The sequence below is a fragment of the Streptococcus sp. KHUD_014 genome (assembly GCF_051106275.1).
Lineage (GTDB): Bacteria > Bacillota > Bacilli > Lactobacillales > Streptococcaceae > Streptococcus.
This window is the reverse complement of sequence record NZ_CP193666.1, coordinates 127,127-143,494: the sequence shown is the minus strand read 5'-3', so window position 1 is coordinate 143,494 and position 16,368 is coordinate 127,127. Positions and strand designations below refer to the sequence as shown.

Here is a 16,368-nt window from a genome sequence, read left to right as displayed (position 1 = left end):
GATGGTTCTATCTATAAAATCAATTAAAAGAGCAGGCCTCGTATCTGAGCCTGCTCCTATTTTACAATTTCAAAGCCAACATATTGACCGTCATGCCAGCTGCAGTTCCCATCAGGTAAACTACATCGCCTTCTTTGGCCAAGCCATGGTCTAAAGAATAAGCTAAACCAAATGGCACAGAGACTGAAACCATATTTCCATAATCACTAACAAGGTTAAGGTATTGTTCTTCAGCAACACCTAGTTTTTCCATAACCAATGGAAGGGCGCGACTAGCCTGATGTGGAATAATGTAGTCTATATCCGCTAGAGCTAACTGTGTTTTCTCTTGAAACTCTTCAAACATATCTGGGATTTTACGAGCTGATAAAAGTAAAATCTTCTTGCCCTTCATATCAAACATGAAATTGGTCTTAGTATCTTCAGAGTATTCTTTTGGTTGATAAGAAGTCAAGCCTCCACGAATCTCTGTATCGTGAGCCCCCTCTGACCAAGTACGTTGGAGACTAGCGATAACTCCTTTGTCCTGATTACTTTTTTGGAAAATAAAGGCAGCTGCCCCATCACTAAAGAGCTCAAAACTTTCTTTTTGCTTTGGATTAAGACCCAAGCTACCGACTTCACTAGATACAATCAACACACGACGGTATTCCCCAGCTTCAATCAAATGTGACATGGTTGATAGAGCAGAGATAAAACTTGTACAAGTCGTATTGATATCCATAGCTGGGATAGAGAGCCCTTTTGCCACGCGCTCATGGATCAAGGCTGCTGTACAAGGAATCGGCTGAACACCAACCGCACTAGCTGATACCAGGCAATCAATGTCTTCGATTTTTAAATTTGCCTTTTCAAGGGCACGCTGAATCGCTACTTCTGCTAGATCTAGCTGGGTTTCTTCATTTTCAACCACACGATAACGGGTCTGGTCTTTAAATTTCACCGTATTTTTTGGAAGGTATACTCCATAGCCTGCAATTTCTAGATGTCTTTTTACTGCTGTCATAATTTTTTGTCCTTTCATAAACGTTGGATTCGTTTGAGCTTACGACTTGTATCCCAGTGATAATCAGAAAATTGTATTTCAGCTTCTTTAAACTCTTTTTGTTGCGCCAAGAGTCGGAACTGCTCTGTAATCGCTGTTTCAACTTGCTCATCCCTTCGACTCAGACAAACTTCCACTAGCTTCTCAGAATGTTGTTTGACTTGGTAATCTCCGACATTCTCCACAAAGAGAATGCAACGTCTGATAAAGTCAGGATAAATTGTTACTTGACCCCCGTCCTTTCCTTCAAAGTAGAAGATGTCATCAGAGCGACCTTCGACCTTGTCAATCCTTGTGTAATGGGAGCCACATGGGCAAGGTTCAGGATTTTCAACTAAAATATCATTGAGCTGGTAGCGATAAACAGGCTGACTGCTCCGTTTAAAGTCTGTAATGACTGGATAAAAACGTCGGTCATCCAAGTAGTGCTTTTCTACAAATATGATATCTTCATTGAGATGAAGATTCCCAACAGAGCAAGTACAAGCTAAGAAACCTTCCGTTGCTTGATATACTTGGTCAATAATCGGCAACTCAAAAGCGCTCGCAATCCGTTCTCTATCACTATCTTCCAAGATTTCAGCCACCGAAACGATTTTTTGTGGATGAATGGATAATTCTCCCGCTTTTAATCGTTTGCTCAATTCAATCAACATAGAAGCAGGTGCCACTACAATGGTCGGTTGGTAGCTATTCAGTCGATCAATATGCTCATCTGTATTCTTAAAAATATCAAAGTACTCTAAACGAATGAGCGCCGTATTGATTGTCTGATAGAGTTCATTATCCGCTCTGAGGAAAAAGGCTATGCGGTGCCAAAAAAGTTGGCCCTTGGGCAACATCTTTGCCAAGATAGCTGCTGCCCACATACTTCTCTCTTTTTCGGTTGTGATGAAGAGCCCCCGATGCCCAGATGTTCCAGAAGACAACCCAACAGCTATTTCTCCCTTGAGCTCTGTAAAATTCCTGGTTTTTTCACTTTCGATAGCCAAAGCCAAGGCCTCGTCTCGATCCACTCCTTGGGTGTTAAGCTCATTGAAATGACTCATCATAAAAGCTTTGTCCATATAGTCAAAGTCACTAGGTACACCCTTTTTAAAATAAGGTGACTCACGTTTGAGAAAGTCCATATAGGCAGCCAGTTGCTTTTTCTGATAGATTTCTAAGGCTTCTCGAGATCTAAAGTTATGAAGCCAGCGAGTTTGGATAAAAGTTTTAAGAAAGGTTATTTTTTTCATACAAAATCCGCTCAATCCTTTCTACAGGGTCATGGCTGACTAGTACTTCTATGCCATCTTTTAAAACCTCTTCCAGCAACTCTGTTCCCTTGATATAGGCTTCCTTGTTGTCCTGCACCAAGGAAGGAATCAGGTGCATCTGTTTGGTGTAAGGTAAGAGGTCTATTCCCCAACAAAGATCTGCTGCGATAAAGAGATCATAGTCTGGAATAAAGAGACAGGCTTGCCCCTTAGCATGCCCATCAATAGAAGCTACAAGGATGCTTCCGTCTCCAAAAAGATCGATGGTAGGGCGATACTTAAAGTTAGCATTTTGCTGACCCGCCTTAATAACAGTCAATCTTTCCTCAAAAGTAGTCGGCAAAAATTTTTTAAAAATTAAATCTTTTAGTTTTGGTTTCTTGTATACATCATAGACTTCCTGGGTCAGGATAAAGTTTGCATTCGGAAAGAAGCTAGCCCCTCCCAAATGATCTGGATGTAGATGAGACAACAAGACATAGTTGATTTCTTCTGGCTTGATCCCTTTATCTTTTAGCAAGTGCGAAATCTGATCTTTCTCCGTCATTTGAACTGGCGTCCCCAAACGGTAAAAAGCATAACGAAGTTTCGTCTTAATATCATAGTGATAGCCAGTATCATAGAGCAGATAGCCCTTATCCCTGTGCTTGATAAGGAACACTCCTGCGGGGAAAGTCATCTTTCTATTCTTGACACCCTTAAATAGCAAACCGGCATAACTCGTACAATATCCCGCTGGGAAATACTCAATGCTTTCGATAATCTTGGACATATTGCTCAATCCCTTCTGAAATACTAATTTTCGGATGATAACCCAAGTCCTTCTCAGCCTTGCTAATATCAAGAGTCTGACTATAGCGAAGCAGATAATAGGTATAGCGAGTCAGGGCTGGTTCACCTTTAAGATTCAGAGTCTTGTAAAGAAATTCTAAACTACTGGCAATTCCTGATAATAAAGCTGCTGGAATTTTTCTATATTTGATTGGATAACCCAGACCTGTCAAACTTTCCTCTAGCAAATCTCTAAAAGCCCTCGGTTCACCATTAGTAATGTTATAAACCTCACCTTTAGCTTCTGGAGCTTCTATGGCCAAACGGATTGCCAGCGCAACATTTTCCACACAAGTCATGTCCATGAGCTGACGCCCATCTCCAATCAAAGGAATTCCAAGTTTTTGACTCAGATTGATAACCCGTGGCAAGATGCTAGTGTCCCCAATCCCAAACAGACCCCGAGGTCTCAAGATGATACTAGGAACATCTGGATAATCTTTAAAGAGTTTCTCCGAAGCTAATTTACTACGAATATAGTTATTGAGATTATTTTCCTCTGGAGCATCACTTTCTTTGATAGCCAACTGATCCTTAGGTGCAGCATAGATGCTTGGTGAGGATACATAGACTAAACGTTGAATACCTGTTTGGCGACATGCCTCGAGAACATATTTAGTTCCTAAAACATTGGCCTGATAAAAATCTTCCCACGGACCCCAAACTGTTGACAGAGCTCCCGCATGAACGACCAGATCCATCCCCTTGCAAGCCTCTACCACATCCTCAACTTTAGTCAAATCTCCTTGAAAAAAACTGACCGAAGAATTTTCCAAGGAGCGACCTACTTTACTGTTTCTACCAAAAGCTCGGACCTCATAACCATGCTCGACTAGTTCTTCTACAACATATTTTCCAAGAAAACCAGTGGCTCCTGTAACTAATACTTTTTTCATCACTCTTTCTCCTTAGTTGCTAACAGGCGGTGGATTTCACCTTCCAATATTTCTGTCGGATGATAAGACTGCGCAGCTTGGCGCAAAGTCTCTAATTCTGGCCAATTTTCTTTAGCTAACAGTTCCTCAAAGGCTTGTCCAATGGCCTTGCTATTATCTCTTTTAGCTGTGAAAGCAACACCAGCCTCAACCCCTCGAACGGCATAATCAAATTGATCATAATCATGAGGCAATATCAAAGCTGGTTTACCATAAATGATGCATTGATAAAAAATCCCAGCCCCCCCGTGATGAATCACGTAATCCATCTGGGGAATGTACTCCTTATAAGGTAGATAAGAAACTACGGAAAGGTTCTCCATGAGATTTTCACATTGGAAGGCTTCTCCACCTACTCCACGAGTCACAAAGAAGTGACAATCAGGATGAGCATTCGCTAGTTGCTTAGCTTGATAGAGAAGATTCTCTCTGGCCCACTCCAATTGTGTCCCACAAGATACTAGAACCTTCTTTCGACCAGCAAAGAGAGATAAATCTAAAGGATAGTCTTCTACCGCCTCAACTGAAGCGCCAAAAGGTCCTACCCAGCGATAGTGCTCTGGAAATCCTTTCTTCAACTCCACTTCTTTCATCCCAACACCTAAGATAGAATAGGGAGAATAAATAGTTTCTTGGCCTTTCTGATTGTAAAGTTTAAAATGATAACGCCTTAAACGGTCTCGTAATAAAAAAGTTACTATCCGTTTCCCCAAATGAGTTATTTTTCTTGCAAGAAACTGTTGTAAAACCTGCCAGCTATTCTGGGGAGTCCCCATTCCTCCAAAGAAACAAGGAGGTCCATCTGTCGTTTCAATCGCAAACTGGGTCGCCATAGTTGTTATCCACGGAATCCCCATCTGCTCAGCTACAAGTCCACCAGATAGTGTGATAAAGTCCACTATGGCAATATCCGGACGATGATTTGTCCATTCTTGGATTAATTGGTCCGAAACTAGGTTTATCAAATCAAGACTAGCAGATAACTGCCGATAGGCTGAAAAAATTCCTAACTGCTCCTTATTGTTGGCAGCTTTTTCAAATTCCTTTACATGTCCTTCTAAAATGGGAAGAACCTGAAAACCAACCGCCTCTGCAACAGCCTTTTTCTGAGGACCTGTAAGTAAACGAATCTCATACTGAGGATTTTGTAATAGTGGTGCAAGTAAATTCAAAGTAGGATAGAGATGCCCACTTAAGGGAAGAACCACTACATCGATTTTGATTTTCTTCATAATCCTAGCATATCAAATTTTCCAAAAAAGAACTATCACAAGGATAGTTCTTCTTAAATATTATTGGTTTTAAATCATAGGAATAGTATTTGATTTCCTAATACATTATTTGAATATTCGGGAGGAATTCCTAATGTAAGAATCTTAAATTTACTATCCCTAAAAAATGCCAAAGGAGCTTTGCTTAGAACAATTCCTTATAGAAAGCAATAGTTTCTTCCAAAGTTGGCATGAATGGATTACCTGGTGCACAAGCATCAATCAAGGCATTCTTAGAAAGGTATTCAAAGTCAAAGTCTTTTTCTTCGATACCAAGTTCTGTCAATTTCTTAGGAATACCGACAGTTTCAGAAAGTTTTTCAATTTCAGAAATAGCATAAGCCGCACATTCCTCATCTGATTTTCCTTCAATTTGCATTCCCAAGGCCTTAGCAACATTACGGAAGGCTACAGGTACACGTTTGGCATTTTCACGCTCAACGACTGGCAAAAGCATGGCACAGCAAACGCCATGAGGCAAGTTATAGACAGCACCCAATTGGTGAGCCATTGAGTGAACATAGCCGAGTCCAGCATTGTTAAAGCTCATTCCTCCAAGGAAGATAGCATTAACCATACCTTCACGAGCTTCGATGTCGTGTCCGTTTTCTACTGCACGTGGAAGATATTCTTTGATCAGCTCGATAGCTCCGATAGAGAGTTTCTTAGTCACATCATAAGCACCTGGTGTTACCAAAGCTTCAACAGCATGAGTAAGAGCATCCATACCAGTAGCAGCAGTCAAAGCTTGAGGTTTTGAAACCATCAATTCAGGGTCATTAACAGAGATAAGAGCAAGACTGTTCTTATCAACCATTACCATTTTAACCTTACGTTCTTCATCAGTGATAACGTAGTTGATAGTAATTTCTGCTGATGTACCTGCAGTAGTATTGATAGCTACAACAGGAAGGCCTTTTTGAGCAGACTTATGCAAACCTTCATAATCCTGTGGCTTACCGCCATTAGTAGCGATTACAGAAATACAGCTAGCTGCATCCTGTGGAGAGCCACCACCGACAGAGATGATAAAGTCACAGTTATGCTCTTTCAAAGCAGCGACCCCATCCATGACATTTTTACAAATAGGGTTAGGTTCAACATCACTAAAGATAACGTAAGCAATCCCTTCATCATCTAAAGGTTTTAAAATTTTTGGTAAGATATCACTTGATTCGATATACTTATCTGTCACCAAAAGAGCCTTAGTATAGCCCAACTCCTTAACATAAGGACCAACTTCATTTACCACACCTTTACCAATAAGGTTGACTGCTGGAACGTAAAATGTTGCCATATTTTTTCCTCCTTGCGTGTTTCACGCTTTATATTTAGGTTAATTATATAATATATTTCCTATATTTTCAAATATTTGTGATTTTTTTAACAAATAAGATTTTTTTAATATTTCAGCAAAGTTTTATAAGGGAAAAAAGTCAGGAAAAACTGAGAAGAATTATTTTATTGAAAGGTTATAAAGAATATTCATAATAAACAAAAAAAGAACAACTAGTGTTCTTACTCTTGTAATATCAATCGGGAAGACAGGATTCGAACCTGCGACACCTTGGTCCCAAACCAAGTACTCTACCAAGCTGAGCTACTTCCCGAGTTAAATAGAAAAAATGCACCCTAGAGGAGTCGAACCTCTAACCGCCTGATTCGTAGTCAGGTACTCTATCCAGTTGAGCTAAGGGTGCACATTAATATATGCCGAGGACCGGGATCGAACCGGTACGATCGTTACCAATCGCAGGATTTTAAGTCCTGTGCGTCTGCCAGTTCCGCCACCCCGGCCTCTCTAAGCGAACGACGGGATTCGAACCCGCGACCCCCACCTTGGCAAGGTGGTGTTCTACCACTGAACTACGTTCGCATCGACCTCTTGGTTATATTTAAAAATGCCGGCTACATGACTTGAACACGCGACCCTCTGATTACAAATCAGATGCTCTACCAACTGAGCTAAGCCGGCTGATTCCTATTATGCGGGTTAAGGGACTTGAACCCCCACGCCGTTAAGCGCCAGATCCTAAATCTGGTGCGTCTGCCAATTCCGCCAAACCCGCAATGATGACCCGTACTGGGCTCGAACCAGTGACCCATTGATTAAAAGTCAATTGCTCTACCAACTGAGCTAACGAGTCTAAAATAACTTTCGTTATCTTAAACGGTCCCGACGGGAATCGAACCCGCGATCTTCGCCGTGACAGGGCGACGTGATAACCGCTACACTACGGGACCTATGGGAGTTAACGGGATCGAACCGCTGACCCTCTGCTTGTAAGGCAGATGCTCTCCCAGCTGAGCTAAACTCCCTTTAGCTAAGCGACTTCCTTATCTCACAGGGGGCAACCCCCAACTACTTCCGGCGTTCTAGGGCTTAACTGCTGTGTTCGGCATGGGTACAGGTGTATCTCCTAGGCTATCGTCACTTAACTTTGAGTAATACATACTCAAAATTGAATATCTTTCAAATTTCACTTAAAATAATCACGCTTCGTATTCTCAGTTACTTTGGATAAGTCCTCGAGCTATTAGTATTAGTCCGCTACATGTGTCGCCACACTTCCACTTCTAACCTATCTACCTGATCTTCTCTCAGGGCTCTTACTGATATAAAATCATGGGAAATCTCATCTTGAGGTGGGTTTCACACTTAGATGCTTTCAGCGTTTATCCCTTCCCTACATAGCTACCCAGCGATGCCTTTGGCAAGACAACTGGTACACCAGCGGTAAGTCCACTCTGGTCCTCTCGTACTAGGAGCAGATCCTCTCAAATTTCCTACGCCCGCGACGGATAGGGACCGAACTGTCTCACGACGTTCTGAACCCAGCTCGCGTGCCGCTTTAATGGGCGAACAGCCCAACCCTTGGGACCGACTACAGCCCCAGGATGCGACGAGCCGACATCGAGGTGCCAAACCTCCCCGTCGATGTGAACTCTTGGGGGAGATAAGCCTGTTATCCCCAGGGTAGCTTTTATCCGTTGAGCGATGGCCCTTCCATACGGAACCACCGGATCACTAAGCCCGACTTTCGTCCCTGCTCGAGTTGTAGCTCTCGCAGTCAAGCTCCCTTATACCTTTACACTCTGCGAATGATTTCCAACCATTCTGAGGGAACCTTTGGGCGCCTCCGTTACCTTTTAGGAGGCGACCGCCCCAGTCAAACTGCCCGTCAGACACTGTCTCCGATAGGGATCACCTATCCGGGTTAGAGTGGCCATAACACAAGGGTAGTATCCCAACATCGTCTCCTTCGAAACTGGCGTCCCGATCTCTTAGACTCCTACCTATCCTGTACATGTGGTACAGACACTCAATATCAAACTGCAGTAAAGCTCCATGGGGTCTTTCCGTCCTGTCGCGGGTAACCTGCATCTTCACAGGTACTAAAATTTCACCGAGTCTCTCGTTGAGACAGTGCCCAAATCATTACGCCTTTCGTGCGGGTCGGAACTTACCCGACAAGGAATTTCGCTACCTTAGGACCGTTATAGTTACGGCCGCCGTTTACTGGGGCTTCAATTCATACCTTCGCTTACGCTAAGCACTCCTCTTAACCTTCCAGCACCGGGCAGGCGTCACCCCCTATACATCATCTTACGATTTAGCAGAGAGCTGTGTTTTTGATAAACAGTTGCTTGGGCCTATTCACTGCGGCTGACATATGTCAGCACCCCTTCTCCCGAAGTTACGGGGTCATTTTGCCGAGTTCCTTAACGAGAGTTCTCTCGATCACCTGAGGCTACTCGCCTCGACTACCTGTGTCGGTTTGCGGTACGGGTAGAGTATGTTTAAACGCTAGAAGCTTTTCTTGGCAGTGTGACGTCACTAACTTCGCTACTAAACTTCGCTCCCCATCACAGCTCAATGTTATAGAACTAAGCATTTAACTCAATTCACACCTCACTGCTTAGACAGACACTTCCAATCGTCTGCTTTAGTTAGCCTACTGCGTCCCTCCATCACTACATACTCTAGTACAGGAATATCAACCTGTTGTCCATCGGATACACCTTTCGGTCTCTCCTTAGGTCCCGACTAACCCAGGGCGGACGAGCCTTCCCCTGGAAACCTTAGTCTTACGGTGGACAGGATTCTCACCTGTCTTTCGCTACTCATACCGGCATTCTCACTTCTATGCGTTCCAGCACTCCTCACGGTACACCTTCTTCACACATAGAACGCTCTCCTACCATACCTATAAAGGTATCCACAGCTTCGGTAAATTGTTTTAGCCCCGGTACATTTTCGGCGCAGGGTCACTCGACTAGTGAGCTATTACGCACTCTTTGAATGAATAGCTGCTTCTAAGCTAACATCCTAGTTGTCTGTGCAACCCCACATCCTTTTCCACTTAACAATTATTTTGGGACCTTAGCTGGTGGTCTGGGCTGTTTCCCTTTCGACTACGGATCTTAGCACTCGCAGTCTGACTGCCGACCATAATTCTTTGGCATTCGGAGTTTATCTGAGATTGGTAATCCGGGATGGACCCCTCACCCAAACAGTGCTCTACCTCCAAGAATCTCTAATGTCGACGCTAGCCCTAAAGCTATTTCGGAGAGAACCAGCTATCTCCAAGTTCGTTTGGAATTTCTCCGCTACCCACAAGTCATCCAAGCACTTTTCAACGTGCCCTGGTTCGGTCCTCCAGTGCGTCTTACCGCACCTTCAACCTGCTCATGGGTAGGTCACATGGTTTCGGGTCTACGACATAATACTAAAGCGCCCTATTCAGACTCGGTTTCCCTGCGGCTCCGTCTCTTCAACTTAACCTCGCATCATATCGTAACTCGCCGGTTCATTCTACAAAAGGCACGCTCTCACCCATTAACGGGCTCGAACTTGTTGTAGGCACACGGTTTCAGGTTCTATTTCACTCCCCTCCCGGGGTGCTTTTCACCTTTCCCTCACGGTACTGGTTCACTATCGGTCACTAGGGAGTATTTAGGGTTGGGAGATGGTCCTCCCAGATTCCGACGGGATTTCGCGTGTCCCGCCGTACTCAGGATACTGCTAGGTACAAAGACTATTTTAAATACGAGGCTATCACTCTCTTTGGCTGATTTTCCCAAATCATTCTTCTATAGTCTTTGAGTCCACATTGCAGTCCTACAACCCCGAAGAGTAAACTCTTCGGTTTGCCCTCCTGCCGTTTCGCTCGCCGCTACTAAGGCAATCGCTTTTGCTTTCTCTTCCTGCAGCTACTTAGATGTTTCAGTTCACTGCGTCTTCCTCCTCATATCCTTAACAGATATGGGTAACAGGCATTACCTGTTGGGTTCCCCCATTCGGAAATCCCTGGATCATCGCTTACTTACAGCTACCCAAGGCATATCGTCGTTTGTCACGTCCTTCTTCGGCTCCTAGTGCCAAGGCATCCACCGTGCGCCCTTATTAACTTAACCTTATTTTTGACCTTTCAGTCATAAACTCTTATTAATACTACAGCGTTTTCGGTTTATTTTCTTGTTACTATTTGATATAGATATTCAATTTTCAATGTGCATTACTTGGTGATCTCTCACCAATGGAGCCTAGCGGGATCGAACCGCTGACCTCCTGCGTGCAAAGCAGGCGCTCTCCCAGCTGAGCTAAGGCCCCACAAGACCTCTCAAGACTAAACAAGACCAATGTGCATTCCTTATCCTTAGAAAGGAGGTGATCCAGCCGCACCTTCCGATACGGCTACCTTGTTACGACTTCACCCCAATCATCTATCCCACCTTAGGCGGCTGGCTCCTAAAAGGTTACCTCACCGACTTCGGGTGTTACAAACTCTCGTGGTGTGACGGGCGGTGTGTACAAGGCCCGGGAACGTATTCACCGCGGCGTGCTGATCCGCGATTACTAGCGATTCCGACTTCATGTAGGCGAGTTGCAGCCTACAATCCGAACTGAGACTGGCTTTAAGAGATTAGCTTGTCGTCACCGACTTGCGACTCGTTGTACCAGCCATTGTAGCACGTGTGTAGCCCAGGTCATAAGGGGCATGATGATTTGACGTCATCCCCACCTTCCTCCGGTTTATTACCGGCAGTCTCGCTAGAGTGCCCAACTAAATGATGGCAACTAACAATAGGGGTTGCGCTCGTTGCGGGACTTAACCCAACATCTCACGACACGAGCTGACGACAACCATGCACCACCTGTCACCTCTGTCCCGAAGGAAAGCTCTATCTCTAGAGCGGTCAGAGGGATGTCAAGACCTGGTAAGGTTCTTCGCGTTGCTTCGAATTAAACCACATGCTCCACCGCTTGTGCGGGCCCCCGTCAATTCCTTTGAGTTTCAACCTTGCGGTCGTACTCCCCAGGCGGAGTGCTTAATGCGTTAGCTGCGGCACTAAACCCCGGAAAGGGTCTAACACCTAGCACTCATCGTTTACGGCGTGGACTACCAGGGTATCTAATCCTGTTTGCTCCCCACGCTTTCGAGCCTCAGCGTCAGTTACAAGCCAGAGAGCCGCTTTCGCCACCGGTGTTCCTCCATATATCTACGCATTTCACCGCTACACATGGAATTCCACTCTCCCCTCTTGCACTCAAGTTAAACAGTTTCCAAAGCGTACTATGGTTAAGCCACAGCCTTTAACTTCAGACTTATCTAACCGCCTGCGCTCGCTTTACGCCCAATAAATCCGGACAACGCTCGGGACCTACGTATTACCGCGGCTGCTGGCACGTAGTTAGCCGTCCCTTTCTGGTAAGATACCGTCACAGTGTGAACTTTCCACTCTCACACTCGTTCTTCTCTTACAACAGAGCTTTACGATCCGAAAACCTTCTTCACTCACGCGGCGTTGCTCGGTCAGACTTCCGTCCATTGCCGAAGATTCCCTACTGCTGCCTCCCGTAGGAGTCTGGGCCGTGTCTCAGTCCCAGTGTGGCCGATCACCCTCTCAGGTCGGCTATGTATCGTTGCCTTGGTGAGCCGTTACCCCACCAACTAGCTAATACAACGCAGGTCCATCTGGTAGTGATGCAATTGCACCTTTTAAGCAAATGTCATGCGACATCTACTCTTATGCGGTATTAGCTATCGTTTCCAATAGTTATCCCCCGCTACCAGGCAGGTTACCTACGCGTTACTCACCCGTTCGCAACTCATCCGGAGAAGCAAGCTCCTCCTTCAGCGTTCTACTTGCATGTATTAGGCACGCCGCCAGCGTTCGTCCTGAGCCAGGATCAAACTCTCATTAAAAGTTTGAGTTCTCACTCATTTCTGTCACTGACAGATTTATTGTTTTTTTCATTGTTCAGTACTACAACAATTGTTGTAGTGCCCTGCACATTGGTTCGTCTTGTTCAGTTTTCAAAGGTCTTTGTCACTCAATCTCTCTCAAGTGACAACTATATTAGTATATCACAGACACATTTGCTTGTCAACACTTTTTTGAAACTTTTTTTAACTTTTTTCATCCAGTGTTTCATCTGCAATACACCATAGTCCGTACGGGATTCGAACCCGTGTTACCGCCGTGAAAAGGCGGTGTCTTAACCCCTTGACCAACGGACCAGAGTTGGGTTTTTCAACTCTTACTATTATACCGACTTTTTCATACTTGTCAACACCTTTTTCAAACTTTTTTTCTCCATTCTTTGAATACTTCCTCTAACTCCCTGAGGAGAGACTTGCGACTTTTGAATAGTTGTACTCTAAAAACAGTGTTTTTGCCTTTTTTCTACAATATTATACACCTAGAAAAGGAGGAAGTGACATTTCATCTCCTATTATTCCTTTCTTAACTCTATTGTAAAAACTAGGAATAAAAAAAGACAAGGTTTTTATATCCTCATCTTTTACATAAATTAGCGGAAAAGGTCTACAATAGTATCCCAAACCGTCTGTGCTTTTTCTTTAATCTTAGCATCTGAAATTGCTTTTCCTGCTTCATCAACCAAATTTTGTGCTCGTCCACGAATCTCCGCTAATATATCATCCGACTGTGCACTAGTATCATTTGATGTTTGTTTACGTATATTTTCTGGCGCAATACCATTTAACTTATAGGCATTTTCTACTGTAAAGGTGCTACCTGGTGTATATGGTAGGATTGTTTCCGCCATACTTCTAAAGATATGAGCAGCTCCATTTGAAGTAGAACCTGCTAGATAATGATTTTCATCAGTAGTCGGAAAACCGAGCCAGTGGCTAATCACTAAATCAGGCGTATAGCCAATAACCCATTGATCACTTGTATATTCTGGGTTAAAGGCCGCCTCAGTCGTTCCTGTTTTCCCAGCCATGACGTAATCATCTGGAGACGAACTGATCCCTGTACCGTTTGTAAAGGTTCCTAGCATCATACTAGTCATCTTATCGGCAACTGACTTGTCAATAACTCGTTTTTGAGTATTATTATGACTTGCAATCACTTGACCACTGGCGTTTTCGATTCGGGTGATAAAGTGAGCTTCTGGCATTAACCCTTCATTTGCAAATGCTGCATATGCCTGAGCCATCTGAAGCGGATTGGTTTCCACACCTCCACCCAAGGCGACTCCTAGTACTCTATCGACATTAGTCATATTGAGGCCGAATTTTTCTCCTGCCTCAAAAGCTTTATCGATACCCAGTTCTTTCACGGTTGCTACTGCAGGCAAGTTTAGAGATTCAGCCAAGGCTTGATACATCGGCACTTCCCTTGATGTCTTGATCCCCGCATAGTTGTCTACTTTATAGTCATCATATTGCATAGTATGATTATCTAAGTCTTTATTTAGGGCCCAACCTGCTTCAACCGCTGGCGTATAAACCACTAAAGGTTTAATAGTGGATCCTGGACTTCTTTTTGACTGAGTTGCATAGTTAAAATTACGGAAACCTGTTTTATCATCACCAGCTACACGACCTACAACTCCTCGTACGCCTCCTGTTTTAGTCTCCAAGGCGACACTACCTGATTCAGCATGCGTTCCATCTTCCGCCGTTGGGAACAAAGAGGTATTTTCATAAATGACCTGCATATTTGCCTGGTAATTCTGATCTAGCTCCGTATATATACGATAACCGTTGTTCACAATTTCTTCTTCTGTTAAGTTATACTTTTCAACCGCTTCATTGACAACCGCGTCAAAATAAGACGGGTATCTGTAATCTGATATTTTTCCTTCATAAGTATCGTACAACCGAGAAGCCATATCAACACTAGCTGATGTTGTTTCCGTATCCTTATCAATAAACCCAGCTGCAACCATATTTTGCAAAACAGTATCCCTACGATTAGTAGAATCTTCAAGCGAACTTAAAGGATTGTATAATTCCGGTCCTTTAAGCATTCCCGCTAGAGTAGCCGCTTCATCGAGAGTTAATTGTGAAGCTGAAACCCCAAAATACTTTTTACTTGCATCCTCAACACCCCAAACTCCATTACCAAAGTAGGCGTTGTTCAAATACATGGTTAGAATTTCTTTTTTACTGTATTTTTTGGTTAGTTCCAAGGCAAGGAAGAATTCTTTTGCCTTTCTCTGCACAGTCTGGTCCTGTGAAAGATAAGCATTTTTCGCCAACTGCTGAGTAATGGTAGAACCTCCACCCGATCTCCCTGCTGTCAATATTGCCATAAAGAAACGAGCATAGTTAATTCCATCATTTTTATAAAAGCTTCGATCTTCAGTTGCGATGACTGCATTTTGTAAATCTTCACTAATATCAGCAAGCTCAACATAAGTTCCCTTTTGCCCCGATAAGGCCCCTGCTTCATTCTCCTCTCTATCAAAGATCACAGTTCGTGTTTTTAAAGCATTTTGCAGGTCTGTAACATTTGTTGATTTAGCCAAGGCAAATAGATAGACTCCAACGAACAAACTGGCACTAAGTCCTAGGATGAGGACGATTTTCGTCAGATGGTAGCGACGCCAAAATTTGCGAATTGGTCCAACTTGGCCTACTTTCTTTCGGTCTCCTCTCGACCGTCGCAAGTTACTCGTCGTGTTTTCTTCCTTACAAGTGTCGTCATTTTCTGTTTCTGGACTTTCATTCTCTTCTTTCTTAAACAAAGAAAGGAATTTTTCAAATAGATTTTCTAATTTCATGCGTTTATTTTATCATCTTCCCCTTAGGAAGACAAGAATTTAGCTAGTTTCTCTGTCCAAATAGATTATTTTTTGTTACAATATCTGTATGAAATTTACCTTTATTATTCCAGATTCCTTGCCTGAAATGACCGTCAAATTTTTCCTGGAGGAACAACTACTCATTCCGAGAAAAATCCGTCATTTTCTGAGGACAAAAAAGAATATTCTCATCAACAAAGAACAAGTTCACTGGCATCAAATTATTAAACCTGGTGATGAATGTCAGTTAACTTTTGATTCTGATGATTATCCTAGTAAGGAAATCCCTTGGGGTGATCCAAATCTTATCCAAGAAGTCTACCAAGACCAACATTTAATCGTTGTCAACAAACCTGAGGGGATGAAAACTCACGGGAATCAACCTGATGAGATTGCCCTCCTCAATCACGTGTCAGCTTACACAGGGCAAACCTGTTATGTGGTTCATAGACTAGATATGGAAACAAGTGGTTTAGTACTTTTTGCTAAAAATCCCTTCATCCTCCCCATTCTCAATCGTTTATTGGAAAAAAAAGAAATCTCTCGAGAGTACTGGGCACTAGTGGCTGGTAAGGTCGGAAGAAAAGAACTTGTTTTCCGTGATAAAATTGGTCGTGATCGCCATGATCGTCGAAAACGTCTTGTTGATCCTAAAAACGGTCAGTATGCCGAAACCCATGTGACTCGATTAAAGCTGTTTCAAAACAAAACCAGTCTCGTTCAGTGTAGATTAAAAACAGGACGTACTCATCAGATTCGAGTCCACCTATCTCACCATGGACATCCAATCCTCGGGGACCCTCTCTACAATCCAAATTCAAAAACAAGTAGACTCATGCTCCACGCCTATAAACTTTCCTTCACACATCCCTTAACTCTTGAAAAATTAACTTTAAATGCCTTGTCCGACTCTTTCGAGGCACATTTAAAATCAAGGTCCATTCAATAGTATTCGGTAAGC

At 43.5% G+C, this 16,368-nt stretch carries 8 protein-coding genes, 11 tRNA genes and 3 rRNA genes; 1 reads left to right on the top strand and 21 read right to left on the bottom strand.

Annotation, left to right across the window (positions count from 1 at the left end; all coding sequences use genetic code 11):
* Nucleotides 1-61: 61 nt before the first annotated feature.
* From ACORHT_RS00785 to pbp2a, 21 genes are all read right to left on the bottom strand, one after another.
* Entirely contained in the window at nucleotides 62-1,006 is a 945-nt protein-coding gene (locus tag ACORHT_RS00785) for a 3-oxoacyl-[acyl-carrier-protein] synthase III C-terminal domain-containing protein (RefSeq protein WP_434350277.1), read from the bottom strand.
* A gap of 14 nt (nucleotides 1,007-1,020) precedes the next feature.
* On the bottom strand, nucleotides 1,021-2,283 hold the full coding sequence (locus ACORHT_RS00780; RefSeq protein ID WP_434350276.1) for a F390 synthetase-related protein: 1,263 nt from the start codon (nucleotides 2,281-2,283) through the stop codon (nucleotides 1,021-1,023).
* Complete coding sequence (locus tag ACORHT_RS00775) at nucleotides 2,261-3,076, bottom strand: MBL fold metallo-hydrolase (RefSeq protein WP_434350275.1); 816 nt, start codon at nucleotides 3,074-3,076, stop codon at nucleotides 2,261-2,263. Before ACORHT_RS00775 ends, ACORHT_RS00780 begins: the two co-directional genes overlap by 23 nt.
* Nucleotides 3,051-4,031, bottom strand: coding sequence for an NAD-dependent epimerase/dehydratase family protein (locus ACORHT_RS00770; protein ID WP_434350274.1), 981 nt, complete (start codon nucleotides 4,029-4,031; stop codon nucleotides 3,051-3,053). The genes ACORHT_RS00775 and ACORHT_RS00770 overlap by 26 nt, the downstream gene beginning before the upstream one ends.
* Nucleotides 4,031-5,302, bottom strand: coding sequence for a glycosyltransferase (locus ACORHT_RS00765; protein WP_434350273.1), 1,272 nt, complete (start codon nucleotides 5,300-5,302; stop codon nucleotides 4,031-4,033). Before ACORHT_RS00765 ends, ACORHT_RS00770 begins: the two co-directional genes overlap by 1 nt.
* A 184-nt stretch (nucleotides 5,303-5,486) precedes the next feature.
* Nucleotides 5,487-6,638: an iron-containing alcohol dehydrogenase gene (locus ACORHT_RS00760; RefSeq protein ID WP_434350272.1), complete on the bottom strand. Its 1,152-nt coding sequence runs from the start codon at nucleotides 6,636-6,638 to the stop codon at nucleotides 5,487-5,489.
* 239 nt (nucleotides 6,639-6,877) lie between these two features.
* Nucleotides 6,878-6,951: transfer RNA gene (locus ACORHT_RS00755), tRNA-Pro, on the bottom strand.
* A gap of 16 nt (nucleotides 6,952-6,967) precedes the next feature.
* Nucleotides 6,968-7,041: transfer RNA gene (locus tag ACORHT_RS00750), tRNA-Arg, on the bottom strand.
* Nucleotides 7,042-7,052: 11 nt separating this feature from the next.
* Nucleotides 7,053-7,138: transfer RNA gene (locus tag ACORHT_RS00745), tRNA-Leu, on the bottom strand.
* A 7-nt stretch (nucleotides 7,139-7,145) separates the two neighbouring features.
* A tRNA-Gly gene (locus ACORHT_RS00740) sits at nucleotides 7,146-7,217 on the bottom strand.
* Between the two features lie 26 nt (nucleotides 7,218-7,243).
* Nucleotides 7,244-7,316 (bottom strand) — tRNA-Thr (locus ACORHT_RS00735).
* Between the two features lie 12 nt (nucleotides 7,317-7,328).
* Nucleotides 7,329-7,410, bottom strand: a tRNA-Leu gene (locus tag ACORHT_RS00730).
* Nucleotides 7,411-7,415: 5 nt separating this feature from the next.
* Nucleotides 7,416-7,488: transfer RNA gene (locus ACORHT_RS00725), tRNA-Lys, on the bottom strand.
* A gap of 24 nt (nucleotides 7,489-7,512) precedes the next feature.
* Nucleotides 7,513-7,585, bottom strand: a tRNA-Asp gene (locus tag ACORHT_RS00720).
* A 2-nt stretch (nucleotides 7,586-7,587) separates the two neighbouring features.
* Nucleotides 7,588-7,660: transfer RNA gene (locus ACORHT_RS00715), tRNA-Val, on the bottom strand.
* Nucleotides 7,661-7,664: 4 nt separating this feature from the next.
* A 5S ribosomal RNA gene (gene rrf / locus ACORHT_RS00710) occupies nucleotides 7,665-7,780 on the bottom strand.
* A gap of 78 nt (nucleotides 7,781-7,858) precedes the next feature.
* Nucleotides 7,859-10,759: ribosomal RNA gene (locus ACORHT_RS00705) — 23S ribosomal RNA — on the bottom strand.
* Between the two features lie 123 nt (nucleotides 10,760-10,882).
* Nucleotides 10,883-10,955, bottom strand: a tRNA-Ala gene (locus tag ACORHT_RS00700).
* Between the two features lie 50 nt (nucleotides 10,956-11,005).
* A 16S ribosomal RNA gene (locus ACORHT_RS00695) occupies nucleotides 11,006-12,552 on the bottom strand.
* The 16S, 23S and 5S rRNA genes sit together here with 11 tRNA genes alongside, the layout of an rRNA operon.
* A 243-nt stretch (nucleotides 12,553-12,795) precedes the next feature.
* Nucleotides 12,796-12,867, bottom strand: a tRNA-Glu gene (locus ACORHT_RS00690).
* 293 nt (nucleotides 12,868-13,160) lie between these two features.
* The gene (pbp2a, locus tag ACORHT_RS00685) at nucleotides 13,161-15,386 is read right to left on the bottom strand and encodes a penicillin-binding protein PBP2A (protein WP_434350271.1); all 2,226 of its coding nucleotides are present in this window, start codon (nucleotides 15,384-15,386) and stop codon (nucleotides 13,161-13,163) included.
* Nucleotides 15,387-15,474: 88 nt separating this feature from the next.
* Between pbp2a and ACORHT_RS00680 the strand changes: the two genes are divergently transcribed.
* Complete coding sequence (locus ACORHT_RS00680; RefSeq protein WP_434350270.1) at nucleotides 15,475-16,356, top strand: RluA family pseudouridine synthase; 882 nt, start codon at nucleotides 15,475-15,477, stop codon at nucleotides 16,354-16,356.
* Nucleotides 16,357-16,368 lie beyond the last annotated feature (12 nt).